This is a genomic window from Ruegeria sp. C12 (genome assembly GCF_056537745.1).
In genome coordinates this window covers 227,607-253,254 of sequence record NZ_JBQFSA010000003.1, presented here as the reverse complement: position 1 = coordinate 253,254, position 25,648 = coordinate 227,607, and the positions used below count along the sequence as shown (strand labels likewise).

At 60.6% G+C, this 25,648-nt stretch carries 27 protein-coding genes and 1 riboswitch; of the genes, 18 read left to right on the top strand and 9 right to left on the bottom strand.

Going from position 1 to position 25,648, the window contains the following annotated elements:
- Window position 1: 1 nt before the first annotated feature.
- Together ACR0C9_RS08620 and cysQ are read right to left on the bottom strand one after the other, a co-directional pair.
- Entirely contained in the window at window positions 2-802 is an 801-nt protein-coding gene (locus tag ACR0C9_RS08620; RefSeq protein ID WP_480780808.1) for a 3-deoxy-manno-octulosonate cytidylyltransferase family protein, read from the bottom strand.
- Window positions 802-1,599 carry a 3'(2'),5'-bisphosphate nucleotidase CysQ gene (gene cysQ / locus ACR0C9_RS08615; RefSeq protein ID WP_480780807.1) on the bottom strand — a complete coding sequence of 266 codons (798 nt, stop codon included), beginning with the start codon at window positions 1,597-1,599 and terminating at the stop codon, window positions 802-804. Before cysQ ends, ACR0C9_RS08620 begins: the two co-directional genes overlap by 1 nt.
- A 122-nt stretch (window positions 1,600-1,721) precedes the next feature.
- Between cysQ and ACR0C9_RS08610 the strand changes: the two genes are divergently transcribed.
- Complete coding sequence (locus ACR0C9_RS08610; RefSeq protein WP_170453394.1) at window positions 1,722-2,543, top strand: ABC-2 transporter permease; 822 nt, start codon at window positions 1,722-1,724, stop codon at window positions 2,541-2,543.
- Here the strand turns inward: ACR0C9_RS08610 and ACR0C9_RS08605 are convergent.
- Window positions 2,540-3,142 (bottom strand): alpha-ketoglutarate-dependent dioxygenase AlkB, encoded by a 603-nt coding sequence (locus tag ACR0C9_RS08605; RefSeq protein ID WP_170453395.1) that lies wholly within the window; start codon window positions 3,140-3,142, stop codon window positions 2,540-2,542. The genes ACR0C9_RS08610 and ACR0C9_RS08605 overlap by 4 nt on opposite strands.
- Before the next feature lie 214 nt (window positions 3,143-3,356).
- Between ACR0C9_RS08605 and dnaK the strand changes: the two genes are divergently transcribed.
- The 13 genes from dnaK to radC all read left to right on the top strand — a co-directional run bounded on the left by dnaK (window position 3,357) and on the right by radC (window position 15,050).
- On the top strand, window positions 3,357-5,264 hold the full coding sequence (gene dnaK / locus ACR0C9_RS08600) for a molecular chaperone DnaK (RefSeq protein ID WP_170453396.1): 1,908 nt from the start codon (window positions 3,357-3,359) through the stop codon (window positions 5,262-5,264).
- 74 nt (window positions 5,265-5,338) lie between these two features.
- A complete protein-coding gene (dnaJ, locus tag ACR0C9_RS08595; RefSeq protein WP_480583346.1) occupies window positions 5,339-6,484 on the top strand; it encodes a molecular chaperone DnaJ in 1,146 nt (381 codons plus the stop codon).
- A 267-nt stretch (window positions 6,485-6,751) separates the two neighbouring features.
- Window positions 6,752-6,858: riboswitch (TPP riboswitch) on the top strand.
- Window positions 6,859-6,904: 46 nt separating this feature from the next.
- A complete protein-coding gene (gene thiD, locus ACR0C9_RS08590; protein WP_170453398.1) occupies window positions 6,905-7,708 on the top strand; it encodes a bifunctional hydroxymethylpyrimidine kinase/phosphomethylpyrimidine kinase in 804 nt (267 codons plus the stop codon).
- Entirely contained in the window at window positions 7,705-8,682 is a 978-nt protein-coding gene (locus ACR0C9_RS08585; RefSeq protein ID WP_480780806.1) for an FAD-dependent oxidoreductase, read from the top strand. The genes thiD and ACR0C9_RS08585 overlap by 4 nt, the downstream gene beginning before the upstream one ends.
- Window positions 8,666-8,860, top strand: a complete 195-nt coding sequence (thiS, locus tag ACR0C9_RS08580; RefSeq protein ID WP_170520974.1) for a sulfur carrier protein ThiS — start codon at window positions 8,666-8,668, stop codon at window positions 8,858-8,860. Before ACR0C9_RS08585 ends, thiS begins: the two co-directional genes overlap by 17 nt.
- 2 nt (window positions 8,861-8,862) lie before the next feature.
- Complete coding sequence (locus ACR0C9_RS08575) at window positions 8,863-9,627, top strand: thiazole synthase (RefSeq protein ID WP_480780805.1); 765 nt, start codon at window positions 8,863-8,865, stop codon at window positions 9,625-9,627.
- Window positions 9,624-10,220, top strand: a complete 597-nt coding sequence (locus ACR0C9_RS08570; protein WP_170623459.1) for a thiamine phosphate synthase — start codon at window positions 9,624-9,626, stop codon at window positions 10,218-10,220. Before ACR0C9_RS08575 ends, ACR0C9_RS08570 begins: the two co-directional genes overlap by 4 nt.
- Window positions 10,217-11,179: a HesA/MoeB/ThiF family protein gene (locus ACR0C9_RS08565; protein WP_480780804.1), complete on the top strand. Its 963-nt coding sequence runs from the start codon at window positions 10,217-10,219 to the stop codon at window positions 11,177-11,179. The genes ACR0C9_RS08570 and ACR0C9_RS08565 overlap by 4 nt, the downstream gene beginning before the upstream one ends.
- Window positions 11,180-11,199: 20 nt before the next feature.
- Window positions 11,200-12,135, top strand: coding sequence for an ABC transporter substrate-binding protein (locus ACR0C9_RS08560; RefSeq protein ID WP_480780803.1), 936 nt, complete (start codon window positions 11,200-11,202; stop codon window positions 12,133-12,135).
- On the top strand, window positions 12,132-12,806 hold the full coding sequence (gene tenA, locus ACR0C9_RS08555) for a thiaminase II (RefSeq protein ID WP_480780802.1): 675 nt from the start codon (window positions 12,132-12,134) through the stop codon (window positions 12,804-12,806). Before ACR0C9_RS08560 ends, tenA begins: the two co-directional genes overlap by 4 nt.
- Window positions 12,803-13,528: an ABC transporter ATP-binding protein gene (locus ACR0C9_RS08550; protein ID WP_480626496.1), complete on the top strand. Its 726-nt coding sequence runs from the start codon at window positions 12,803-12,805 to the stop codon at window positions 13,526-13,528. The genes tenA and ACR0C9_RS08550 overlap by 4 nt, the downstream gene beginning before the upstream one ends.
- Complete coding sequence (locus tag ACR0C9_RS08545; protein ID WP_480780801.1) at window positions 13,525-14,259, top strand: ABC transporter permease; 735 nt, start codon at window positions 13,525-13,527, stop codon at window positions 14,257-14,259. Before ACR0C9_RS08550 ends, ACR0C9_RS08545 begins: the two co-directional genes overlap by 4 nt.
- Before the next feature lie 35 nt (window positions 14,260-14,294).
- Entirely contained in the window at window positions 14,295-15,050 is a 756-nt protein-coding gene (gene radC / locus ACR0C9_RS08540; RefSeq protein WP_170453408.1) for a RadC family protein, read from the top strand.
- Between the two features lie 74 nt (window positions 15,051-15,124).
- Here radC and ACR0C9_RS08535 read toward each other — a convergent pair whose 3' ends face one another.
- The 3 genes from ACR0C9_RS08535 to secA form a co-directional block, all read right to left on the bottom strand.
- Window positions 15,125-16,681, bottom strand: coding sequence for a phosphate ABC transporter substrate-binding/OmpA family protein (locus ACR0C9_RS08535; RefSeq protein WP_480626497.1), 1,557 nt, complete (start codon window positions 16,679-16,681; stop codon window positions 15,125-15,127).
- Window positions 16,682-16,705: 24 nt separating this feature from the next.
- Window positions 16,706-17,626: a hypothetical protein gene (locus ACR0C9_RS08530; protein ID WP_480780800.1), complete on the bottom strand. Its 921-nt coding sequence runs from the start codon at window positions 17,624-17,626 to the stop codon at window positions 16,706-16,708.
- A gap of 100 nt (window positions 17,627-17,726) precedes the next feature.
- Entirely contained in the window at window positions 17,727-20,444 is a 2,718-nt protein-coding gene (gene secA / locus ACR0C9_RS08525; RefSeq protein ID WP_170453411.1) for a preprotein translocase subunit SecA, read from the bottom strand.
- A gap of 176 nt (window positions 20,445-20,620) precedes the next feature.
- Here secA and ACR0C9_RS08520 point away from each other — a divergent pair, with 176 nt between their 5' ends.
- Genes ACR0C9_RS08520 through mutT form a run of 3 tightly spaced genes read left to right on the top strand, consistent with a single transcriptional unit; the run spans window position 20,621 to window position 23,097 of the window.
- The gene (locus ACR0C9_RS08520) at window positions 20,621-21,469 is read left to right on the top strand and encodes a peptidylprolyl isomerase (protein WP_480780799.1); all 849 of its coding nucleotides are present in this window, start codon (window positions 20,621-20,623) and stop codon (window positions 21,467-21,469) included.
- A 6-nt stretch (window positions 21,470-21,475) separates the two neighbouring features.
- Complete coding sequence (argJ, locus tag ACR0C9_RS08515; protein WP_480780798.1) at window positions 21,476-22,702, top strand: bifunctional glutamate N-acetyltransferase/amino-acid acetyltransferase ArgJ; 1,227 nt, start codon at window positions 21,476-21,478, stop codon at window positions 22,700-22,702.
- Complete coding sequence (gene mutT, locus ACR0C9_RS08510; protein ID WP_480780797.1) at window positions 22,699-23,097, top strand: 8-oxo-dGTP diphosphatase MutT; 399 nt, start codon at window positions 22,699-22,701, stop codon at window positions 23,095-23,097. Before argJ ends, mutT begins: the two co-directional genes overlap by 4 nt.
- Window positions 23,098-23,159: 62 nt before the next feature.
- Here the strand turns inward: mutT and ACR0C9_RS08505 are convergent, their stop codons facing one another.
- Both ACR0C9_RS08505 and ACR0C9_RS08500 read right to left on the bottom strand, forming a co-directional pair.
- Window positions 23,160-23,378: a GDCCVxC domain-containing (seleno)protein gene (locus ACR0C9_RS08505; protein ID WP_480780796.1), complete on the bottom strand. Its 219-nt coding sequence runs from the start codon at window positions 23,376-23,378 to the stop codon at window positions 23,160-23,162.
- Window positions 23,379-23,382: 4 nt separating this feature from the next.
- On the bottom strand, window positions 23,383-23,706 hold the full coding sequence (locus tag ACR0C9_RS08500; RefSeq protein ID WP_170520999.1) for a hypothetical protein: 324 nt from the start codon (window positions 23,704-23,706) through the stop codon (window positions 23,383-23,385).
- A 94-nt stretch (window positions 23,707-23,800) separates the two neighbouring features.
- Between ACR0C9_RS08500 and ACR0C9_RS08495 the strand changes: the two genes are divergently transcribed.
- A complete protein-coding gene (locus ACR0C9_RS08495) occupies window positions 23,801-24,190 on the top strand; it encodes a MerR family transcriptional regulator (protein WP_170623440.1) in 390 nt (129 codons plus the stop codon).
- Between the two features lie 113 nt (window positions 24,191-24,303).
- On the opposite strand, the gene ACR0C9_RS08490 is transcribed toward ACR0C9_RS08495, so the two are convergent.
- Window positions 24,304-25,425 (bottom strand): amidinotransferase domain-containing protein, encoded by a 1,122-nt coding sequence (locus ACR0C9_RS08490; RefSeq protein ID WP_170623438.1) that lies wholly within the window; start codon window positions 25,423-25,425, stop codon window positions 24,304-24,306.
- Window positions 25,426-25,648 lie beyond the last annotated feature (223 nt).

Sequence of the window (25,648 nt, the reverse complement as noted above, 5' to 3'; positions counted from 1 at the left end):
GTCACTCCAGACCCATAGCGGCCATCATCTCTTCGATCTTCGGTACGTCCTGCGGGTTGTTCAGCTCCCAGAACTGGCGACCTTTGGCTTCGACCTCGACGCACAGAACCTTGCGCCCGTTTTCCATGAAGCGCAGCTGTTCCAGACCTTCCAGCTGTTCCAGCGGTCCGGTTGGCCAGCCGGGATAGGCGGCCAAAGCATCGGGCCGATAGGCATAGACGCCGACGTGATGAAAGACCGGGGTGGGTGCGTCGTCTTCATAGGTTTCGGCTGTGAACGGCACGACTTCTTTCGAGAAATACATCGCGCTGTTGTCGCGCGCGAAAACGGCTGTGGTGCCGCCGACACGCCCATGTTTGCGGTCGTTCAGCAAACTGTTCAGCGCATCGCCGTCACAGCGCAGAACCGGGGTGGCCACACCCGCATCAGGTGCCGCGCGCAGGCCCGAGATCAGATCCTCGACAAACCAATGTGGCGTCAAAGGTGCATCGCCTTGCAGGTTCACGACGATCTCATAGCCACCGCCCAGTGCGGCATGCGCTTCGGCGCAGCGTTCGGTGCCGTTCTGGCATGCTTCGGAAGTCATGACGACTTCGGCCCCGAAGGCCTCGGCGGCCTCGCGGATACGGTCGTCATCGGTGGCAACAACCACCTTGTCGACGCCCGAGACGGAACAGGCCGCGCGCCAGGACCGTTCGATCAGTGTCATCGCCTTACCGGTCGCGCCGGTCAACGGAACCAGAGGCTTGCCGGGATACCGGGTCGAGGCATAGCGGGCGGGGATGGCGATCAGAACAGACATCAGGCTTCCTTCAACTCAACACCCGGAGCGTAGGCGATAAAGAACGGATTTGCATAGCCGTCCTTGCCGTAGGTCAGCGGGGAATGGTCGTCAAAGCGAACCACCTGACCGCCCGCGCCCGCCAGCACCGCGTGACCGGCGGCGGTATCCCACTCCATCGTGCGCCCGACACGGGGGTAAAGATCAGCCTCACCCGTTGCCACCAGACAGAATTTCAGCGACGAGCCCGCGCTTTTGCTGTCCTGCACCTGATATTTGTTGATGTAATCCTCGGTCGCCTGATCCCGGTGCGATTTGGACGCAACGATCAAAAGCGCCGAATTGTCTGGTTCAGAGACTGATATTGCGGTCAGGTCGCCGGGCTGGTCCTTATCCAGCGCACCGGTTTCCTCGACCGATTGGCCATCGGCCTGCGTGTAGAACATGCGCCCCTTGGCTGGCGCGTAAACAACGCCCCGCGTCGGAACCCCGTTTTCGACCAGGGCAATATTGACCGTGAAATCCCCACGCCGGTTGATGAATTCCTTGGTGCCATCCAGCGGATCGACGATCAGGAAAGTGTCACCTTTCTCGGAATGCGAGGCGGCTTGCTCCTCGGTCACCAGCAGAATATCGGGAAACGCTGCGCGCAGCCCGGCCGAGATCAGGGCATCTGCGGCCTCATCCGCTTCGGTCACGGGGCTGGCGTCAGATTTGACCTTTACGTCGAAATCATCCGAGTTGTAGATCTCCATGATCTTGTCGCCTGCTTCCAGGGCCAGACGTCGGATGACGGGGATAAGCGCGTCGTAGGTCACAAAAAAGCTCCGTTTACGTGGTTTGTTGATCCAAATCTCTGACGGATTTATGATGTGCCGGTTACCGAACGGCAAGGTATTCGTGCCAGATTGACGGCAGCAAAACGGGAAAGACCCTTCGAGTGTTTTATTTTAGGCGTAACCAAACGCTGCTGAGCGGTGCGTTCACCACAGCCGAACTGGTGTTCCACGCCGTGGTGCGCAGCGTGCGCGCGCGGCATTCCAACGCGGTTATTGCGATCCTGATCAACATTTTGCAGGTCGTTCTGATGGCTTCGGTGTTTTACCTGATCATGTCCTTCATGGGTACACGCGTCGCCAAAATCCGGGGCGAATTTGTCCTGTATGTTTTGTCAGGTGTTTTCCTGTTCATGACGCATATTCAATCGGTTGGCAGCATTTCGAAACTTGGCGGCAAGAACAGTCCGATGATGCTGCACTCGCCCATGAACCCGATGGTCATGATCCTGGCCGCCGCGTTCGGCACGCTTTACAAGCAATTGATGTCAGTTCTGGTGATCCTGTTCGTCTACAGCCTGGCGGTCGCGCCGCTTGAGGTTCAGGATCCCGGCGGCGCGTTTGGGATGTTCATTCTGTCCTGGTTCACCGGCTGTTCGGTTGGTTTGGTGTTTATGGCCTTAACCCCATGGTTTCCGACGGCCGCCGGGATGCTCAGCAACATTTACCGCCGTCTGAACATGGTGTTTTCCGGTAAGATGTTCATTGCCAACGCATTGGGCGGAAGCGTTCTGTTGATGTTTGCGTGGAACCCTCTGTTTCACCTGATCGATCAGTGTCGGGGCTTCGTGTTTCGCAACTATTTCCCCCGCAACACCAGTTGGGAATACGCGTTGTGGGTTGGAATAGCGCTGCTGATGATCGGTTTGCTGGGCGAGTTTTTTTCCCGCAAGCACATGTCCCAAAGCTGGAACGCCCGCCGTTAGGTTGCCATGCGCATCGTCAGGTTGATCCGTCCGCCTTTGGGCAACAACCGCGATGATCCGGGCCGGATGCGATCAACGCCGTGATAGGTCAGCCGGGCCGGGCCGCCCATGATGACGACGTCGCCCGAACTCAGCCAGATCGATTCCGTCTTGCCGCCGCGTGTCGTATTGCCGATCCGGAACAGCGCGTCGTCGCCCAGTGACACGGACAGAACGGGCCAGGAAAAATCAGCCTCATCTTTGTCCTGATGCAGCCCCATCTTTGCGTCCTCGTCATAGTAATTGATCAGGCAACAATCGGGCGCGCGATCCGGGCTGACCAGATCGCGCCAGATGGTCAGAACCGCCTCGGGTATGGCAGGCCATTTGGCGCCTTTGGGGTGGCGATCCTGATAGCGATAGCCCGATCTGTCGGTGACCCAACCCAGATCCCCGGCCGAGGTCATGCGCACGGACATCTCTTTCCCCGACGGCGTCACGGGCCGGAACAGCGGCGCGGCTTTCAGAATCGGGCGCAGCGCTTCGATCACCCGGGTCTGCGCGGCGCTGTCCAGATACCCTTTCCTGATGTCGAACCCCCGCAAAAGCAGCCGCGCCATCCCAGATTCCCCATTCCTTACTTAATCCTTGCCCAAAAAGGCCGCAGATTCGCGAAAAGCTGCGATTCAGAGTGCTTGCAGGCCTCTGGTCCGGCCCTTATATACGCCGGGACGCGCGTTGGTGTAGTGCTGTCGCGCACATCAGATCGGGGACAGGATGCCATAACGGGTCCGGCCCTCGGGACATCGCCTTGAAGAGAAAGGGATTGCAAAAATGGGAAAAGTCATCGGGATTGACCTCGGTACCACAAACTCGTGCGTGGCCATCATGGACGGCTCGCAGCCGAAGGTCATCGAAAACGCCGAAGGGGCGCGGACCACGCCCTCGATCGTCGCCTTCACCGAAGAAGAGCGTCTGGTCGGTCAGCCTGCGAAACGTCAGGCGGTCACCAACCCCGACAACACGATCTTTGGCGTCAAGCGCCTGATCGGTCGTCGCGTGGATGATGCAGAAGTCGAAAAAGACAAGAAAATGGTGCCCTACGCCATCGTCGATGGCGGCAATGGCGACGCGTGGGTCGAAGCCCGCGGTGAAAAATACTCCCCAAGCCAGATCTCGGCCTTCACTCTGGGCAAGATGAAGGAAACCGCCGAGAGCTATCTGGGTGAGGACGTCACGCAGGCGGTTATCACCGTTCCCGCCTACTTCAACGACGCACAGCGTCAGGCCACCAAAGACGCCGGTAAAATCGCCGGTCTGGAAGTGCTGCGGATCATCAACGAACCGACCGCCGCCGCGCTGGCCTATGGTCTGGACAAGGAAGATACCCAAACCATCGCGGTTTATGACCTTGGCGGTGGTACCTTCGACGTGACCATTCTGGAAATCGACGACGGGTTGTTCGAGGTCAAATCGACCAACGGTGACACCTTCCTGGGTGGTGAAGACTTTGACATGCGCATCGTCAACTACCTGGCGGATGAGTTCAAAAAGGAACACGGCGTTGATCTGTCTCAGGACAAGATGGCTCTGCAGCGTCTGAAAGAAGCCGCTGAAAAAGCCAAGATCGAACTGTCCTCGACCTCGCAGACCGAGATCAACCAACCGTTCATCTCGATGGGCTCGAACGGTCAGCCGCTGCACATGGTCATGAAACTGACCCGTGCCAAGCTGGAATCGCTGGTGGGCGATCTGATCAAGAAATCGATGAAGCCCTGCGCCGCCGCGCTGAAAGACGCCGGTCTGTCGGCGGGCGACGTCGATGAGGTTGTTCTGGTCGGTGGTATGACCCGGATGCCGAAAGTGATCGAAGAGGTCACCAAATTCTTCGGCAAAGAGCCGCACAAGGGCGTGAACCCGGACGAAGTTGTCGCCATGGGCGCCGCCATTCAGGCCGGTGTTCTGCAGGGCGACGTCAAGGATGTTGTTCTGCTGGACGTGACCCCGCTGTCGCTGGGGATTGAAACTCTGGGCGGCGTGTTCACCCGTCTGATCGACCGCAACACGACCATCCCGACGAAAAAGTCTCAGGTCTTCTCGACCGCCGAAGACAACCAGAACGCCGTGACCATCCGCGTGTTCCAGGGTGAGCGTGAAATGGCCTCGGACAACAAGATCCTGGGTCAGTTCAACCTTGAAGACATCCCGCCCGCACCGCGCGGTATGCCGCAGATCGAGGTGACGTTTGACATCGACGCCAACGGCATTGTCTCGGTTTCGGCCAAGGACAAAGGCACCGGCAAAGAGCAGAAGATCACCATCCAGGCATCTGGCGGCCTGTCCGACGAGGACATCGAAAAGATGGTCAAGGACGCCGAAGAGAACGCGGAAGCCGACAAGGAACGCCGCGAGCTGGTCGATGCCAAGAACCAGGCGGAAAGCCTCATCCACTCGACCGAAAAGTCGATGGAAGAGCATGCCGACAAGGTTGACCCGACCACCATCGAAGCCATCGAGCTGGCGATTGCCGCGCTGAAGGACGAGCTGGAGACCGAGAATGCCGACAAGATCAAGTCGGGCATTCAGAACGTGACCGAAGCGGCCATGAAGCTGGGCGAAGCCATCTACAAGGCGCAAGCCGAAGAGGGCGAAGAAGAACCGGCAGCAGCAGATGCCGCGCCGGGCGATGATGATATTGTCGACGCCGAGTTTGAAGATCTGGACGACGACAAGCGTAACTAACGGGTAACCGGGCCAATGCGGGCCGGTCCGGTTGCCGGGCCGGCCCGATTACGTTGAGGCAGAAGGAAACACTGATGTCAAAACGCGACTACTACGATGTGCTCGGCGTGACCAAGGGCGCATCGGCGGACGAGATCAAAAAGGGTTTTCGCAAGAAAGCCAAAGAGTTGCATCCCGACCGCAACAAGGACAACCCGGATGCCGAGGCGCAGTTCAAGGAAGCCAACGAGGCTTATGACGTGCTGCGCGACGCCGACAAGAAAGCGGCCTATGACCGGTTTGGTCATGCCGCATTCGAAAACGGTATGGGCGGCGGGGGCCGTCCCGGCGGCGGCTTTGGTCAGGGCGATTTTTCCAGCGCGTTCTCGGACGTTTTCGACGATCTGTTCGGCGATTTCATGGGCGGGCAGCGGGGCGGTGGCGGACGTCGCGCGGCGCGTGGTTCGGACCTGCGCTATAATCTGCGTGTGTCGTTGGAAGAGGCTTACGCGGGGCTGCAGAAAACCATCAACGTACCCGCCGCAGTGGCCTGTTCATCCTGCGAAGGAACGGGGGCCGAAGGCGGTGCAGAGCCCACCACCTGTCCGACCTGTTCCGGTATGGGCAAGGTTCGCGCGCAGCAGGGGTTCTTTACCGTTGAACGCACCTGCCCGACCTGTTCGGGATTGGGCCAGATCATCAAGAACCCATGTAAATCCTGCAATGGTGCGGGCCGTGTCGAAAAAGAACGCGCCCTGTCGGTGAACATCCCTGCCGGTGTTGAAACCGGCACCCGTATCCGCTTGGCCGGTGAAGGCGAAGCCGGAATGCGCGGTGGCCCTCCGGGCGATCTCTATATCTTTGTAGAGGTTTCGGATCACAAGCTGTTCGAACGCGACAGCGTGAACCTTTACTGCCGCGTGCCGGTAAGCATGGCCAAGGCTGCGCTGGGCGGGTCGATCGAAGTTCCAACCATCGACGGTGGCCGCGGTCGGGTGCAAATCCCGGCAGGCAGCCAGTCGGGCCGTCAGATGCGTCTGCGCGGCAAGGGCATGCCCGCCCTTCGCGGTGGCGGTGTTGGCGACATGTTCATCGAACTGGCCGTGGAAACTCCGGTCAACCTGACCAGCCGACAGAAAGAGCTTCTGCGTGAGTTTGATGATCTGGGGGAAGATAACCACCCGGAATCCAAAAGCTTTTTCTCGTCCGTCAAGTCCTTTTGGGACGGGATGAAGGGTTAAGGCGGACTGCCTCTATAGGGGAGGTCGTCCGCTATTGGGGGCTCTGCCCCCGCCGCCCGTACCGGGCGTCTCCCCCGAGATATTTGTAGCCAGATGAAGCAAGGGATCCTTTATTCATCTGGCCCAAAATACCTCGGAGCGCGAGGCAGAGCCTCGCATATTCCCCCCGCAATTCAAACGCCGCTTTGGTCTTAATCTCTTGCCCAAAGTGGCCTTATGACCTGTGGATTGGCGCTTGATTTCCAGCGCCTGCCCTGAGATTGTCCGCATCAACCGTTGGGGTGCCCTGATCAAAGGGCTGAGAGGCGTGAATGCGCTAACCCATCGAACCTGATCCGGGCAATACCGGCGTAGGGAACGGTCTAACGCATACAGACGTTTTCCATGCCCGCGTTGCCCCCAAAATGATGGAGCGACGAAGTGGCAGCAATTGCCCTGACCATAGCAGGATCCGACAGCGGCGGCGGCGCGGGGATTCAGGCCGATCTGAAGGCGATGTCGGCTTTGGGAGTTTACGGCTCCAGCGTCATCACTGCCGTTACGGCGCAGAACACGCAGGCGGTTACGGCTGTGCACGGTATCCCGCCGGACGTGATCGCCGCGCAGGTCGAGGCGGTGCTGACCGATCTGAACGTTGACGCGATCAAGATCGGCATGCTGGCAACGCCTGAAATCATCCAAACCGTAGCGCGGGCATTATCGGGGTTTGACGGCCCCGTTGTTCTAGACCCGGTGATGATTGCGAAATCCGGCGACGCCTTGCTGGCGGACGCGGCTGTGCAGACCCTCCGTGACGTCCTGTTGCCCCGCGCGAGTGTTTTGACACCGAACCTGCCCGAGGCGGCTTGCCTGCTGGATCAGAAAGCTGCGGTGTCGCGAAGCGAGATGATCGAACAGGGCAAGGCGCTGTGCGCAATGGGAGCGCGCACGGTTCTGATGAAGGGTGGCCATGGCACAGGTGACATCTGCCACGATGTGCTGATCGGTGAAACAGGTGTTGTGGCCGAGTTTCAGGCACCAAGGCAAAACACCAGAAACACGCATGGAACGGGTTGCACCCTGTCCTCGGCGATTGCGGCCGGTTTGGCAAAGGGTTTGGCGCTGCCCGAGGCGGTGGCCGAAGCGCATGACTATCTGCAAGGCGCGATTGCGCGGGCGGATGAGTTGAATGTCGGATCGGGGCACGGGCCGGTGCATCACTTTCACCGGGTTTGGCCCGCGTGACGCACTGGTCTGTCATAGGGGCCGGGGTTGCCGGATTGGCCGTTGCCAGCGAGCTGGTCTCGCGCGGCGAACGGGTGCAGGTCTTTGACCCCGCTGGCCCGCCCGGTCCGCATGGGTGTTCGTGGTGGGCGGGCGGCATGCTGGCCCCGTGGTGCGAATACGAAAACGCCGAGGAACCCGTTTTGCGGTTGGGTCAGATGGCCATTGCCTGGTGGGCGGAGCGAACGCAGGTGCATCGCAATGGCACTCTGGTCGTGGCGAATGCCAGGGATGTGCCGGACTTGCGCCGCTTCGCGCGTCGGACCGAAGCGTTTACCGAAGTAGATCGTGCGAAATTGTCTGAATTAGAGCCTGATTTGTATGGATTCGGACAGGGCTTGTTTTTTGAAGGGGAGGCTCACCTTGATCCACGACAGGCGCTGCATGACCTGTACCGCAATCTCAAGGAACAGGGTGTCGAATTCCGCAACGATCACGCGCCTGCGCAGTTGGATAACCTCATCGACTGCCGCGGGCTGACGGCGCGGGATGTGTTGCAGGACCTGCGCGGCGTGAAGGGCGAGATGCTGGTCGTGCGCTGCCCTGACGTGACCCTGACGCGTCCGGTTCGTCTGCTGCATCCGCGTATCCCGCTTTATATCGTGCCGCGTGGCGATGGCATCTACATGCTGGGTGCCACGATGATCGAAAGCGAAGACAGCAGCCGTATCACGGCCCGGTCGATGCTGGAGCTGCTCAGCGCCGCCTATGCGCTGAACCCTGCATTTGGCGAGGCCGAGGTGCTGGAAATCGGCGTCGATCTGCGCCCCGCCTTTCCGGACAACCTGCCGCGCATTCGGCGTCTGGGCGGGACGATCTATGCCAACGGGCTCTACCGTCACGGCTATTTGCTGGCCCCGGCGCTGGCGCAGGGCGTGGCCGATCTGGCGTTGGACAACAAACAGTCGGAGATGGTCGATGAAGATCGTGCTTAACGGTGAACCCAAGAACGTGATGGCCGTCACTTTGGCCGAGTTGTTAGAGGAATGCGGTTTCTCGGGTCGCGTCGCGACGGCGGTGAATGAAGAATTTGTGCCCTCGGGCCTGCGCATTGCCCATGCTTTGAACGAAGGCGACCGGGTCGAAATCCTGTCGCCGATGCAGGGGGGGTGAGGATGCGCAGTTTCTATGGTATCGACTTGCCCAATCCGCTGATGCTGGGCACCGCGCAATATCCCAGCCCTGCGATTCTGGAACAGGCCTTCCGCGCAAGTGGTGCTGGCGTGGCCACGGTGTCTCTGCGGCGCGAATCCGGGGCGGGGCAGACATTCTGGCAGATGATCCGCGATCTGGGGGTACGCGTGCTGCCCAACACCGCCGGGTGCCACACGGTGAAAGAGGCGGTGACAACCGCGCATATGGCGCGCGAAGTGTTCGAGACCCCTTGGATCAAGCTGGAACTGATCGGCCACACCGACAGCCTGCAACCGGACGTGTTCCAACTGGTCGAGGCCGCGCGAATTCTGACCGAGGACGGGTTCCAGGTCTTTCCCTACACCACCGATGATCTGATCGTGGGCGAACGGTTGTTAGGGGCCGGGTGCGAGGTTCTGATGCCCTGGGGTGCTCCCATCGGGTCGGGTCGTGGTCTGAACAACGAATACGCGCTGCGTGCCATGCGAGCGGAATTTCCCGATGTGCCGCTGGTTATCGATGCCGGGATTGGCCTGCCCAGCCATGCGGCCCATGCGATGGAACTGGGTTATGACGCCGTTCTTCTGAACACCGCAGTCGCGCGGGCCGGTGATCAGGTGCGAATGGCGCAGGCAATGGCGATGGCGGTTGAGGCCGGGCAACTGGCGCATCAGGCCGACCCGATCGAGGCGCGGGATATGGCCGAACCCTCAACCCCCGTCATTGGAAAGGCGTTCCTGTCATGACGCTGGACCGTTTCTATCCGATCTTCGATCATTCGGACTGGCTGCGGCGGATGCTGCCCTTGGGTGTGAAGCTGGTGCAGCTACGCGTCAAGGACCAACCGGACGCGGTTGTTCGGGCGCAGATCGTGACCTCTCGCGATCTCTGCCGCGAGTATGGCGCGGTGCTGGTGGTCAACGACTATTGGCAGGCCGCCATCGATGCAGGCTGTGACTGGATCCATCTGGGCCAGGAGGATCTGGACGACGCTGATCTGAAAGCGATCCGCAAGGCTGGGCTGAAGCTGGGCGTCTCGACCCATGATGATGATGAGCTTGAGCGTGTGCTGACCATGAACCCCGATTATGTGGCGCTGGGCCCGGTTTATCCGACGATTCTGAAAAAGATGAAATGGGAACAGCAGGGCCTGCCCAAAGTCACCGAGTGGAAGGCCCGCGTGGGCGACATCCCTCTGGTCGGGATCGGCGGCATGAGCGTTGAACGCGCGGAAGGGGTGCTTGAGGCTGGGGCGGACATCGTTTCGGTCGTGACAGACATCACCCTGAACCCCGACCCCGAGGCGCGCGTGCGCCAATGGATCGAGGTCACCAGATGAGCCGCTATGCCCGCCAGATGATCCTGCCCGAGGTCGGCGCCGAAGGGCAGGCCCGCCTGTCGCGCGCGCGGGTTCTGGTTGTGGGCGCGGGCGGGCTGGCGGCGCCGGTCCTGCCGTTGCTGGCTGGGGCGGGTGTCGGACATCTGACGGTCATGGATGCGGATCATGTCGCCCTGTCGAACCTGCATCGACAGACGTTGTTTGCCGAGGCGGAATGCGGTCGGTCCAAAGCCGAAGCTGCGGCAGAGCGCTGTCGTGCGCTGAATTCCGGGATTGTGGTTGTTGCAGCAAAACAGGCTCTAACAAACGTCAATGTGATGGATTTCACCGGGCAGGCTGACGTGATCCTTGATTGTGCGGACAGCTATGCCGCCAGCTATACCTTGTCGGATGCCTGTCTGATCGCGAGCAAGCCGCTGATCAGCGGCTCGGTTCTGGGCCTGTCTGGCTATGTCGGCGGGTTTTGCGGCGGTGCGCCCTCACTGCGCGCGGTGTTTCCGGATGCGCCGGACAGCGGGGCAAGCTGCGCCACGGCGGGTGTTCTGGGGCCCGTCGTGGGAATGATCGGCGCGATGCAGGCGCAGATGGCGCTGGCGTTGATTTTGGGGATCGACCCCTCGCCGTTGGGTCAGATGGTGCAACTCGATGCCCGCACCCTGCGCAGCACCAGCTTCCGTTTTGATGCAGCGCCCGAGCCTCAGCGGGCCTTTCCCTTTCTGGCCGCCTCGCAACTGGACGCCTATGACATGATCGTCGAATTGCGGGACACGGGCGAAGCCCCGGACCCGATCCACCCGTTGGCGCAACGCCTGAGTGTCGAAGACCTGAAAACAGAGCCTAACAAAGAAAAAAGACTGGCTTTGTGCTGCGCCACCGGCCTGCGGGCCTGGCGCGCTGCAGAACAGATTGAACCGGATTGGTCGGGCGAGATTGTCCTCGTCGCGGCCTCAACCTCGTGAGTGAAAAGGAAACGCGAGACATGAAAAAGCTGATGAAAGCCATCGCCCTTCTGGCCGCTGCGCCGGCCTGGGCCGAAGACAAGATGACCGTGCTGCTGGACTGGTTCATCAACCCCGACCATGGCCCGATCATCGTGGCTCAGGAAAACGGATATTTCGCCGACGAAGGATTGCAGGTCGAGATCATTCCGCCCGCCGACCCCTCGGCCCCGCCGCGTCTGGTGGCCGCCGGTCAGGCGGAACTTGCCGTGTCTTATCAGCCGCAACTGCATCTTCAGATCCACGAGGGTCTGCCGCTGAAACGTGTTGGGACGCTGGTTGCGACCCCGTTGAGTTGCCTTCTGGTGCTGAAAGACGGTCCGATCAAATCGCCTGCGGACCTGAAGGGCAAGAAAATCGGGTACTCGGTTGCGGGCGTGGAAGAGGCTGTTCTGGGCACCGTGCTGGGCAAATACGACGTCACGCTGGACGACGTTGAACTGATCAACGTCAACTTCTCGCTCTCGCCCTCGCTGATGTCCGGGCAGGTGGATGCCGTCATCGGCGCCTATCGCAATTTCGAACTGAACCAGATGGATATCGAAGGCCGTCCGGGCACCTGTTTCTATATCGAGGAAGAGGGTGTGCCGTCCTATGACGAGCTGATCTATGTCGCAAACCCCGAAACGATGGACAAAGACATGATCGCCCGGTTCCTGGCAGCCACCGAAAAGGCGACGCAGTTCATCGTCAACAACCCGGAACAAAGCTGGGAGATCTTTGCCTCTACCTCGCCCGAGTTGCAGGATGAGCTGAACGCCCGTGCCTGGATCGACACGCTGCCGCGTTTTGCGCTGCGTCCTGCGGGCTTTGACGCCGGTCGTTATGCAAGGTTCGAGGCGTTTTTGAACGAAAGCGGCATGGTCGACAGCCTTACACCGGTCAGCGACATCACCATCGACGTGACCGCGCAATGAGGGGGTACGGCAACGCCTTCGCGCTGATGCGCGATGCGGCGCAGAGGCCGTGGCGGGACTATACCCGCCACGCCTTTGTCGAAGGGATGAAGGACGGGACGCTGCCGCGCGACGCGTTCCTGCATTACCTGCGTCAGGATTATGTGTTCCTGATCCATTTTAGTCGCGCCTGGGCGCTGGCGGTGGTCAAGTCGGAAACGCATGCGGAAATGCTGGCGGCAGCGGAAACCGTGAATGCTCTGGTCGGGGAAGAGATGCAGTTGCATATCGCGATATGTCAGGCGGCCGGGATTACTCAGAAGGCGTTGTTCGCGACGCCCGAACGGACCGAGAACCTTGCCTATACCCGCTTTGTGCTTGAGGCGGGGTATAGCGGGGATCTGCTGGATCTGCTTGCCGCTTTGGCGCCCTGCGTTATGGGATATGGCGAGATCGGCACCCGGTTGGCGTCCGAGGCCACATCCGAGACATATCGCGATTGGATCAACACCTATGCCAGCGACGAGTACCAAGCCGGGTGCAAGGCGATTGGTGAGTTGATGGATTCGGCTCTGACACGGCGGATTGGACCGGATTTCAGGGCCTCACCTCGTTGGGATCGCCTGTGCAAGACCTTCCGAACGGCCACCGAGCTGGAGGTCAATTTCTGGCAAATGGGTCTGACCCCGTGACCCCCGCACCCGATCTGACCGTCAATGGGCGGGCGAATATTGGCGACGCGCCTTTGTTCGCGCCGCTGACCCTGACCCTTGCGGCGGGGCAGTGGACCTGCCTGCTGGGCGGATCGGGCGTTGGCAAAACCACGGTCCTGCGCCTGATTGCCGGTTTGGAAACCGGAGCGGCGTTCACCGGCGAGATCACCGCAAGCGACGCGCAACCAGTCCCGGACCGCGTGGCCTATATGGCGCAGGACGATTTGCTGCTGCCTTGGGCCACAGTGGCGCAGAATGTCTCGTTGGGTGCACGGCTGCGGGGTGAGAAGCCCGACCTGGGGCGGCGCGACCGCCTTATCCAGCGAATGCGCCTGCAGGACCACATGGCCAAGAAACCTTGTGAATTGTCCGGCGGCCAGCGACAGCGCGTGGCTTTGGCCCGAACGCTGATGGAGGATCGGCCGATTGTGCTGCTGGATGAGCCGTTCTCGGCCCTCGATGCCCGCACGCGCGCGGATATGCAGGATCTGGCGGCAGAGGCGTTGCAGGGCCGGACCGTGCTGTTGGTCACCCATGATCCGGCCGAGGCCGCGCGGCTGGGTCAGTCCATCGTAGTGATGACGCAGCAGGGGCTGACTGCGTGTGAACCTCCGCGCGCGCGCGCACCGCGCCATGTGGACGATCTTGAGACATTGGAAACCCAAGGGGCCCTGTTGCGCCTGATGCGGGAGGCGGCATGAGATACCTTTCGGCCCTAGCGGCGGCTGTGTTCTCGGTGGCGGTTTGGCAGGGGATCGTCTGGATCACCGGCCTGCCGAAATTCATCCTGCCTGGCCCGGCGCTTGTGGCCGAGACATGGTGGCAGAATCGCTGGCTGATCGCCGAGCACACATGGATCACTGCGGTCGAAGTGGTGATCGGTCTGGGTGTTGGTACGGTGCTGGGCGTCGTCACGGCGCTGCAATTGGCCAATTCGCGGGCGGCGCGGGTGCTGGTGCAGCCGATGCTGGTCTTTACGCAAGCGCTGCCGGTCTTTGCGCTGGCCCCGCTGCTGACCCTGTGGCTGGGCTATGGGCTTTGGTCCAAGGTGGCGATGGCGGTGCTGATCATCTATTTCCCGATCACCTCGTCTTTCTTTGACGGTCTGATGCGGACGCCGCCCGGTTATCTGGACCTTGCGCGGACCATGCAGGCCAGCAAGCGGGCGGTGCTGTGGTATATCCGTATTCCGGCGGCGCTGCCGTCCTTGGCCTCGGGGATGCGTCTGGCGGCGGTCTATGCGCCCATCGGGGCGGTGATCGGTGAATGGGTGGGGTCGTCGCAAGGGTTGGGCTATCTGATGCTGCTGGCCAATGGCCGCGCGAAGACGGACCTGATGTTTGCGGCGATGCTGACTTTGGGGGTCTTTTCCATCCTGCTGCACATGGGGGTTCGCCGGGCCACGACGCGGCTGGCGGGTGAGGTGCGTTAACAAATCAGAAACCGATTCTGCGTCAAGGTTAGCCCATGACACAGGACGCCTTTGCCGAAGCCCCCATGCTGTTCGATACGGACGAAGCACCAGCACAGCCACTGCCGAGTGGCAGGTTGCCGTCATACATCAAGGACCACCGCAAACGACTGCGTGAGCGGTTCATGTCGGGCGGGTCGGCAGCGATGCCGGATTATGAGTTGCTGGAACTGGTCCTGTTCCGCTCGATCCCCCGGCAGGACGTGAAACCCCTGGCGCGGCGGCTGATGGATACGTTCGGGGATTTCAATCGCGTGCTGACCGCGCCCGAAGAACGGCTGCGCCAGATCAAAGGTGTTGGCGAGACAGTGATCACCGACCTGAAAATCCTCGAAGCCTGCGCCCACCGGATGGCCCGCGCGCGGGTGATGCAGCGGCATGTGATTTCCGGATGGGATGCCCTGCTGGACTACTGCCACACCACCATGGCCCATCGCGAGATCGAACAGTTCCGGGTGTTCTATCTGGACCGCAAGAACGTGCTGATCGCGGATGAGGAGCAGGCCAAGGGGACGGTGGATCATGTACCTGTCTATCCGCGCGAGGTCGCGAAACGGGCGTTGGAGCTGAATGCCTCGGCCCTGATACTGGTGCATAATCACCCGTCCGGCGACCCGACTCCGTCTCAGTCGGATATCGACATGACCAACCGGATTCACGATGCCTGCACGGCGCTGGGTCTGACGTTGCATGATCATCTGATCATCGGAAAATCGACCGAGCTGAGTTTTCGGTCCGAGGGGTATTTGTAGGGGGCGTTGCCCCCTTTTGATCCTGCGGGTCAATTCACCCCCACCGTATTTTTTACGAGAAGAAGATGCGGGAGTTACTCGATCCAGATTTCGACACGCCGGTTGACCTTGCGGCCCCATTCAGTGTCATCGCAGGCCATGGGCATGGCCTCGCCAAAGCCTTCGACCGAGATGTCGATACTGTCGGGGATTTCGGTTTCAACCGCAGCCAGGACAGCGTTGCGAACGGTTTGAGCGCGGCGCAGGGCAATGCGGGCATTGGTGGCGGCGGCCCCGTCCCCATCGCTGAAGCCAACAAAGGCCAGCTTGCGCGCGTTCAGGGTGCCGGTCTCCAGCGCCTGTGCCAGATACAGGATGTTCGACCGCGATTGCGCGTCGGGACGGGACGATCCGGGCTCGAACCGAACCGACAGGGACAGGCGGGCCATGGGGCGCAGGGCTTGGATCATGCGCTGGATTTCCTCCAGCCCGACCTCGGCCCCGCCCGAGACGATGGCGTTGGACAGGCGATCCCCTTGCAACCCGATCCGCGTGGTTTCAGGCGCCTGATCCACATACCCGGCTTGCCGGATCGCCATCTGGGCGTCAGCGCTTTGGCTATAGGCCAGAAACTGCCGCGCGATCCGGGGCAGGCGGCGTTCCGGCAGATAGAGGAACATGGGCAGGGTCAGCGGGTAATCTTCGGTCTTGATGGCGTGGCGCGTTGCGGCCAGCCCGTGGCCGCATCCGCCCGTCAGGGGCAGGGCACGGGCGGCATCAGCCGAGGCATGGCTGGTGATCCCAATGGCGAATGAGTCCTTTGCCACCGCCTGCACCAGATCGCTGTTGCGTGCGTGGCGTATTACGCCGGATGTCAGGTCTGTGCCCACGGGTGCCAAAATCTGGTCCTCAACCGCCTGGGCCAGACCAGACCCGGCATCGGGCATATGCAACGCGATCGGCGCGTCGGGCCCGCCCAGATCGGACCAGTTGGTGACCTCACCCGCCAGTACGCGGGCCAGATCAGCCGGAGAAATCTGCGCCGCGATATTGTCTTTGGCCACCACCGGCACGATGGCATCCAGTGCAATGACGCGGGACTGGCGCGCGTGGGTCAGATCGCCCAGCCCGGCCTGTTGGGCCGCATCAACTTCGCCCTCGCGGATTTCGCGCAGGGCCATGACGATGTCGGCGGTGTTTTGGGTCAGGTCGGCAAATCCCTGATCCGTATTGCCTACGCGGAAGAACAGACGGGCCAGCGGGGCCTGCCGGTCGGCCTGAAACAGTTCGTATGCAAAGGTGCGTTCATCCACGCGCTTTGGCGTGGCAGTCAGCCCCTCTTGCCGGGCAAAGCCGATGATCAGCGCGGGCAGAACTGTTTCGGCCATCACGGACGAGCCGGAAAACCGGACCTCGGCCACGAAATCGATCAGGTTCGGGCAAGCGGGGCCGTCGCAGGTGACGCCCGAGCCGTCGACCGTCAGCTCGCCGAACTGAGTGTCCACGCGGTAGAATTCGCCGTCGAAACCCAGCAGGTTGCCAGTGATTTCGACTTTGCCGTCATGCGAGGTGAGCGTGATGTCCTGTGCTGCCGCACCGGTTCCAAGGATTGCGGAAATCAGCGCGGCCACCGCCACACGGAAAAATGTCATAAGAGAGCCGAGCCTGCCTGCGGATTACTTTGCCGCAATTGTCAGGTCTGAGAGCAGATTATGCAACACCAGAAACTCACCGGTTTGCGTGCAGTCCGGCACGGCGAGGCTCAGGTCGCGGGACCGCAGGCGGTTGTCTGCCCGCAATTCGATGGATTGCACGTTCAGATCGCGACCGCAGTTGGTTTCTGTGACCTCGGCCTCGACCGTCAGATCGATGGTTCCGGATTGTTGCGATTGGCCCGCCGGGAAAGAGTAGATCTCGATATTATTGGCGTCGACAAGACCGGTGTGGCCCAGGCTTACGACGCTGCCCGCCCCTGCTGTTGTGCTGTCCGCCCAGACATGGCCGTCACCGCCATAGCTTGCACCAAATTCCAATGCGTGGATCTGCAGGGCCGTATCGCCTTGCCATTGCAGCGCGACGCGGTCGAATTGGTTGATGTCAGGCACATGGGTTGTGGCGACGGTACCGGATTGATCCGGGAACGAGATCAGGAAGATCGCGTATTCCGAAAGCGCCGGGATGGTCACGTTCAGCGCACCGTTTTCGTCGGTGATCTGAGTCACGGTCAGGCCGCTGTGATGAATATTCACCCGTGCGTTGCTTTGGCAGGGGGATTTGATGCTTAGCCGGGCCTGCGCACCGGGTACGGCAATGGCCCGCGCGGTCAGGTTGCAGTTTTGATGCGGTTCTCTGGCCTGCGGTTCAGCGCGCGTGGGTTCAACTGTGACGGTCTTTTGGCCGCTGTCGGCGTCATTGGGGGAGGCAGATGTCAGGACGATGCTGTCCAGCCCTGCCAGAACCGAATTCTGATTGGTCAAAGAGGCAGTATCCTGCGCCCCGTTCGGCTGCGCAGCACTTCCATTTTGCATCAGGTAACCAATCGCCAGGGCACAGGCTACTGTGCCGCACATGGTCACGTAATTCCGTACTACAAACAAGACACCCTCCCCAGTTGAAGGAGCGAGTCGGACATTCGCCCCGAATCGAGGCCAATTTGTGGCCGCGAGACGGACTCATTGTGATTGGTTAACGTTGACGTCAGGTCAGTCTGCCATGGCAATGTTTGAATTTCTTGCCAGACCCGCACGGGCAGGGATCATTGCGCTTTGGATTGCCCCAGGTCGCGGGATCGTTTTCGTCAAAGCCCGGCAACGCATCGCCCGAGGCGGCGGCTTCTGCCTTTGCCTCGGCCTGACCTGCGGCCTGATCGACCGCCTGCTGCGCCTGCGCCTGTTGCGCGGCCATCTGGGCCAGCATTTCCTTTTGCTCTTCCTCGGTCAGCGGGCGTACGCGAGACAGTTGCTGCGATACGGTTTCGCGTAAGGAGTCCAGCATGCCTTCGAACAGTTGGAAGCTTTCGGTCTTGTATTCGTTCAGCGGATCGCGCTGGGCATACCCGCGGAAACCCACGACTGAACGCAGATGCTCCAGCGTCAGCAGATGCTCGCGCCATTTGCTGTCGATGGTTTGCAGCAGGACCTGTTTTTCGATGTTGCGCATGTTCTCGGGGCCAAAGGCCACGGCCTTCTGCGCCATCATCTCATCGGCGGCCTTGATCAGACGCTCGCGGACCTGTTCGTCATCCACGCCTTCCTCGGCGGCCCAGTCCTGAACCGGCGCGTCAATGGTCAGCTTGTCCTTGATCGCCTCGTGCAGACCATCGGTATCCCACTGATCGGCATAGGATTTCGGCGGCATGTATTCGTCGATCAGATCGTCGATCACCTGCTCGCGCATGTCCGACACGATCTCGGACAGGTCGTCTGCGGACATGATCTCGCGCCGTTGGCTAAAGACCACTTTCCGCTGATCGTTCATCACATCGTCGAACTTCAACACGTTCTTGCGCATGTCAAAGTTACGGCCTTCGACCTTGGATTGCGCCCGTTCCAGCGACTTGTTCACCCAGGGGTGGACGATGGCCTCGCCTTCCTTCATGCCCAGCGTGGTCAGCACCTTGTCCAGCCGTTCCGAGCCGAAGATGCGCATCAGGTCGTCTTCGAGGCTCAGGTAGAACACAGTGCGGCCCGGGTCGCCCTGACGGCCCGAGCGGCCGCGAAGCTGGTTGTCGATACGGCGGCTTTCGTGCCGTTCCGAGGCCATGACGTAAAGGCCACCGGCCTCCAGCACCTTCTGTTTTTCTTCAGCATGACGCGCCTCTTCCGCAGCGCGCAGTTCGACGGGATCGGCCTCGGGGTTTTCGGCCAGTGCCTGCAGAACCTTCATTTCCACGTTGCCGCCCAGCTGAATATCGGTGCCCCGACCGGCCATGTTGGTGGCGATGGTCACCGCGCCATAGCGGCCAGCATCGGCAACGATCTGGGCCTCTTGTTCATGCTGGCGGGCGTTCAGGACGTTATGCTCGATGCCTTCTTTGGTCAGCATCTGGCTGAGCACTTCGGATTTCTCGATCGAGGTGGTGCCGATCAGCACCGGCTGACCCTTGGCGCTGGCCTCTTTCGCCTCCTGGATGATCGCGCCGTATTTCTCCATCGCGGTGCGATAGACCTGATCGTCCTCGTCCAGACGGGCAATCGGTTTATTGGTCGGCACTTCGACGACGCCCAGGCCGTAGATTTCAGCAAATTCTTCGGCCTCGGTCAGCGCCGTGCCGGTCATGCCGCCCAGCTTGTCATAAAGGCGGAAGTAGTTCTGGAAGGTCACACTGGCCAGCGTCACGTTTTCGGGCTGGATCTGGACGTTTTCCTTGGCCTCAATCGCCTGATGCAGACCTTCGGACAGGCGGCGGCCCGGCATCATTCGGCCGGTGAATTCGTCGATCAACACCACATTGCCGTCACGGACAATGTAATCCTTGTCGCGCTGGAACAGTTTATGCGCGCGCAGACCCTGGTTGACGTGATGCACCACCGTGGTGCTTTCCGGATCATACAGGGAATGGCCTTCGGGGATCAGTCCCGCGTCCAGCAATTGCTGTTCAAGGAATTCGTTGCCCTCATCGGTGAAGGTCACGTTGCGGGACTTTTCATCCAGCGAGAAATGATCGTCACTCAGCGACGGGATCAGCGCATCAATCGCGGTGTAAAGATCCGAGCGGTCCTGCGACGGGCCCGAGATGATCAGCGGTGTCCGCGCCTCATCGATCAGGATCGAGTCGACCTCGTCCACAATCGCGAAATTGTGGTGCTTCTGGTAAATCTCGGCCAGATCGGCCTTCATATTGTCGCGCAGATAGTCGAAACCCAGCTCATTATTGGTGGCATAGGTCACGTCACAGGCATAAGCGGCCTTTTTCTCGGCATCCGGTTGGCCGGACCAGATCACGCCGGTGGTCATACCCACGGCGGCGAACACCTTGCCCATCCACTCGGCATCCCGCTTGGCGAGGTATTCGTTGACGGTGACGACGTGCACACCCTTGCCGGTCAGCGCGTTCAGATAGGCGGGGAAGGTGGCGACCAGTGTTTTGCCCTCACCCGTTTTCATTTCCGAGATGTTGCCCTGATGCAGAAACGCACCGCCCATTAGCTGCACGTCAAAGGCGCGCAGACCCAGCGCGCGCTTGGCCCCTTCGCGCACATTGGCAAAGGCTTCGGGCAGCAGGTCATCCAGGCTTTCGCCATCCAGCGCGCGTTTGCGCAGCTCGGCGGTCTTTTCGATCAGCCCTTCGTCGGACAGGTTCTCGAACTCGGGCTCCAGCGCGTTGATCTTTTCGATCAGGGGGCGGGTCGCCTTGATCTTGCGGTCGTTCGGTGTTCCGAACACCTTTTTGGCGAGCGTTCCGAGTCCCAGCATGTTCACTCCAGCGGATCTGTTCTTGTCTTGGTTGCGACAGGCTTGCCCACCTTGCGCGCAACCCATAGATACGGGGGGTGAAAGGCGGCCCTGTCCAAGGCTTCAAAGCGATGTAAGCGGCAGGTTCTGAAGTGTCAACGCTGCGCCCTGTCGCGGCAAAGAAATAGGATTGATCCATGCCCAAAGGCCTCACTTTTCTGCCATCTCTGGCGCTTGCTGCCGTGATGGCCCTGCCGCTGGCCGCCGAAACCAAGCCTGATGCAGGCACCGTCGTCGCCCGTGTGAACGGGGATGAGATCACATTGGGTCACGTCATCGCCATGGCCACGAACCTTCCGGCGCAGTATCAGCAGGCTGAAGATGACGTGCTGTTCGACTTCATCCTGGAACAGCTGATCCAGCAGCAATTGCTGAGCCAGGAACAGGGCGACCTGTCCAAACTGAACGAAATCGCGCTTGAAAATGAGCGTCGCTCGTTGAAAGCGGTACAGGCGGTCGAGGCCCTGACCGATGCCGCCGTCACGGATGAGGCCATTCGGGCCGCTTACGACGCCCAGTTTGCCGATTTTGCGGGCGAGGATGAGTTCGACGCCAACCATATCCTGGTAGATACCGAGGAAGAGGCCAAGGTCATCAAATCGCAACTGGACGATGGTGCCGATTTTGCCGAGCTTGCGCGTGAACGGTCCACAGGCCCCTCGGGCCCCAATGGCGGTGCGCTGGGCTGGTTTGGCAAGGGCCAGATGGTGCCTGCATTTGAAGAGGCCGTGATTGGCTTGGAAAAAGGTCAGGTGTCGGATCCGGTTCAAACCCAGTTCGGCTGGCATGTCATCATTCTGAACGATACCCGCAAATCCGAAGCGCCCGAGCTGGACACGATCCGCGATCAACTGGCTCAGACCATCCAGCAAGAGGCGATCCAGGCCCGCATCGATGAACTGACCCAGCAGGCTCAGATCGAGCGTCCGGCGCTGGAAGGGGCAGGCCCCGAAACGCTGCGCCAGATCGAACTGCTGCAGGAGTAATCTGCCGTGGCCACGATCACCAAGGTTTCGCCGCTGGCCCCGGCCAGTTTCCCCGATCTGCCTGCGATTGACGGTGTGCGCTTTGCCACCGTCGCGGCAGGTGTGCGGTATCAGGGTCGCACGGATGTCATGCTGGCCGTGCTGGACCCCGGAACATCTGTGGCAGGCGTATTCACCAAATCCGCCACCCGCGCCGCTCCGGTGCTGGATTGTCAGGACAAGATCGGCGGGCCAAGTGACGGCCCGGCGGCTATCCTTGTGAACTCGGGCAATGCCAACGCCTTCACCGGGCATTACGGCCAGACCTCGGTTTCCGAGGTGACGCAGGCCGTTGCGGATGCCACCGGCGTCCCGGTCAACCGCGTCTTTACCTCGTCCACCGGCGTGATCGGGGAACCCCTGCCGCATGAGCGTATCGTGACCCAGCTTGAGACGCTGAAATCGGGCCTCAGCCGCCACGCCGTCGAAGACGCCGCGCGCGCGATCATGACCACGGATACCTTCCCGAAAGGGGCATCGGCGCAGGTCGAGATTGACGGCAAAACAGTCTCTATTGCGGGGATTGCGAAGGGTTCCGGCATGATCGCGCCGGATATGGCGACCATGCTGGTTTACATCTTCACTGATGCGCAGGTGGACCAATCGGCGCTTCAGGCGATGCTGGGCGCGCAGACGGATCGGACGTTCAACTGCATCACCGTGGACAGCGATACCTCGACCTCGGACAGCCTGCTGCTGTGCGCCACCGGGGCTTCGGGCGTCGATGCCACCACCAACGCGGCATTTGCCGAAGCGCTGGAAGGTGTGATGCTGGATCTGGCGCAGCAAGTGGTGCGCGACGGTGAGGGGGCCACGAAATTCGTGGAAATTCGTGTGACCGGGGCTGCCTCGGACGCAGACGCCAAGGTGCACGGGCTGGCGATTGCCAACTCTCCGCTGGTGAAAACCGCCATCGCGGGCGAAGACCCGAACTGGGGCCGCATCGTCATGGCCATCGGCAAATCCGGCGCGGCAGCGGATCGTGATCTGCTGAGCATTTCTTTTGGGGACATTCTGGTGGCCGAAAAAGGCTGGGTCAGCCCCGATTACCGCGAGGATGACGCCGCCGCCTATATGAAGGGTCAGGATCTGGTGATTGCCGTCGATCTGGGGCTGGGCGCGGGGCAATCCACCGTCTGGACCTGCGATCTGACCCACGGCTATATCGAGATCAACGCGGATTATCGCTCGTGAAGACCTTGTTAGTGTCTGCTGTGGCCCTGATTGACATCGAGGGCCGGGTTCTGCTGGCCCAACGCCCCGAGGGCAAATCCATGGCCGGTCTGTGGGAGTTTCCGGGCGGCAAGATCGAACCCGGCGAAACCCCCGAGGCCGCGCTGATCCGCGAACTGCACGAGGAACTGGGCATCGACACCTGGGCCTCGTGCCTCGCGCCGCTGACCTTCGCCAGCCACAGCTATGACGAATTCCACCTGCTGATGCCGCTCTTTGCCTGCCGCAAATGGGAGGGCATTCCACAGTCGAAAGAAGGGCAGGCGCTGAAATGGGTGCGGGCGAATGACCTGCGGAACTACCCGATGCCTGCGGCGGATGTACCGCTGATCCCGATCCTGCGGGATTGGTTGTAGTTGCGGGTTGGTGTCAGCGTTGTAGTCATATGCCTGAATTGCGAACAAAGCCGACCTTGGCTTTAACCGCAACAGCTACTGCCCAATTGGATTGGTGGGCATGGAACAGTGGCGTAAGAGCAGTATACACAACAATCGCCTTCCATGGGTTTCAAAACTGTTTCGCACGACTTGCATTCATAGAACCACTGGCAGGCATCTGTCGGCATTTCTTCGGTTTCGCTGTGTCCACAGTTTGGGCACGTCAGTGTGCTTTCAAGCACTACAGTTTGGTCCGTCATTGTCTCACATCTGCATAATCAGGAAATCGTTGATCCGGGCCTCGTAGAATACGACAACCCAAGCTAAACCGGTTATCGCGGTCGTTCCCCAAAGCCACCACTTCAACTTTGGTATTAATCCGCGCTGATGAGACACTCGCCAAGTTACCGCGACAAGTACGGTCGAAATCGCCAGCACATAGTAGCTTGCCGCCGCGATCTTCCCGAAGATTGCCATCCAACTGCCGCCCAATCCCAGCAGCATCATCGTCATGGGCAATACGCAGCAAGTTGCGACGCCAAGCGCGGACAGCGATCCCAGGTAACTGAGGCTAAGGTACTTCTGCATTTTTTCTGACGGCCCTTTTCGCGCGGAGTTGTCTAAGTGACATTCTTCCGTATAACTTCTGTAGTCGCTACAGGATCAAGCTGGGGAATCTCACGTGTTTGCGATTGGGGAAGCATCCCGTCAAAGCGGCGTCGGCATTGAAACGATCCGCTACTACGAGCGCGAAGGGATTGTGCCAAAGCCAGCACGGGCACCGAATAACCGGCGGATGTACTCTGCAGATGATATTGGAAGGCTTCGTTTCCTAAAGAAATGCCGCGATTTGGGCTTCTCGCTCGCAGACGCAAAGACGCTACTTAACCTGTCCGAAGGCGATGCCGAGGATTGTCAATCCGTCAAGCAGCTGGCCGAACTCCATATCTTCAACGTGCGTGCAAGGGTAGACGAGCTGAGGCGCTTGGAAGCGGCGTTAGTCGAGCTTACAGCCAACTGTGACAGCGGGAATGTCTCGTGTCCAATGCTCTCTAAGCTGCGCACTGAATAGTGGGCTTTGGGCTCATTGCTTCCATTCCCACAACACCAAAGCAGCACCGTCTTCCGGCGCAGGACACAGATGCCCGAGCATAACCCGGGCACCCTGTCTTCAATCCGAACACCTTACATATTCGGGAAGTAATCCTCGCATTCGCCGTCGCGGTAGACGTCTGCCGTGCAGCAATGCAGACCGCCGCCAAAGGCGTAGGCGTCGCGGAGTTCGACTTCGACCACTTCCATGCCCAGCTTGTCCATCTGTTCGGCCTGATAGACCTCGGACTTTTCGACACAGACGGTTTTCGGGTCCAGTACCAGCACGTTCATCGACAGCCAGGTCGAGGAATAGCACAGCGGCGGCGGCGTGTTGTGGGCGGGTTGGGCGGCGTCCACGATCTCCCAGCCGTTTTTCTCGAACATGCCGCGTTGGTCTTCGGGCAGGCGGCGCTGCGGGTTGTTCAGGATCAGGCCCGGGCGCAGCGGCGTAAACGTCGCGTCGATATGGATCGGATAGGGGTCACCGGGGAAGTTCACTGTGTGGACGCGGTGGTCGGGGAAGTGACGGCGCAGCCACTCGATCCCTTTGAGGTTGGTGGTAAACCCATGCTGGACCACCAGATCGCGGCCAAAACGCAGCACGTCGGCGGCATCGAACAGGGGCTCTTCTTCGGTGGTGACAAAGAACTTCTCGGCCGCCCATTGCAGGCGCTTTTCGACGCCGATTTTGTCGCTGAGGTAATCGGGATGGTAATCCGCATCGGTCAGGCGCGGCTTGGGTGCAGCCTCGTGGCGGAAGTTCGGGTCTTCGTCCCAGTATTGTTGCATCAGGGGGCGATAGTTCAGGTATTCGAACCAGCGGCAGCGGTAGGACATCGTCGCTTCGAGGATTTCGTGCCCAACGGTCAGCAGCACATCGCGCGGGGGCATACAGCCGAACTGGCTTTCGGTGTGAAAATCCGGAGTGGTAGCCGGTTGCGAATGATCAATCGACGTCGGGCGATCCACGCGAATACCGCGCTTGCGCAGTTGATCGGCGAAATTGTCCAGCAACTCGTTGGCCCGGTCGATGGTTTCCTGCGGGCGGCGGCCCCACTGGCCGCGCATGTCGCTGTCCTCGGGCACCTTGGCGTCCAGCGCGGGTTCCTCGGGCGGAATGTGGCAGTCATCCGCGCGGCCCACGATGACGTGGCGCAGGGTGTCCCATTCATTCCAGCTTTTGACTTCGGTTTTGTCGGGGGACCAGGCCATGGCTGTCTCCTGTTGTGGCGGAGATCAGGACGGGGCCCTCAATCTCCTGATTGAAAGTCCCGGCGTACAGGATATGGGGTTCGTCGCTGATTTACCTCTGGCGACGCCATCGCCAAAGAGCTTGACGGGCCACATAGCATTGCTTGCAGGCGTTGGGAAGAAGGGCGTTGCCAAGGTCACCCGGATTGGCGGCACGACCCCTGTTACAATTCGTAAGAATTGA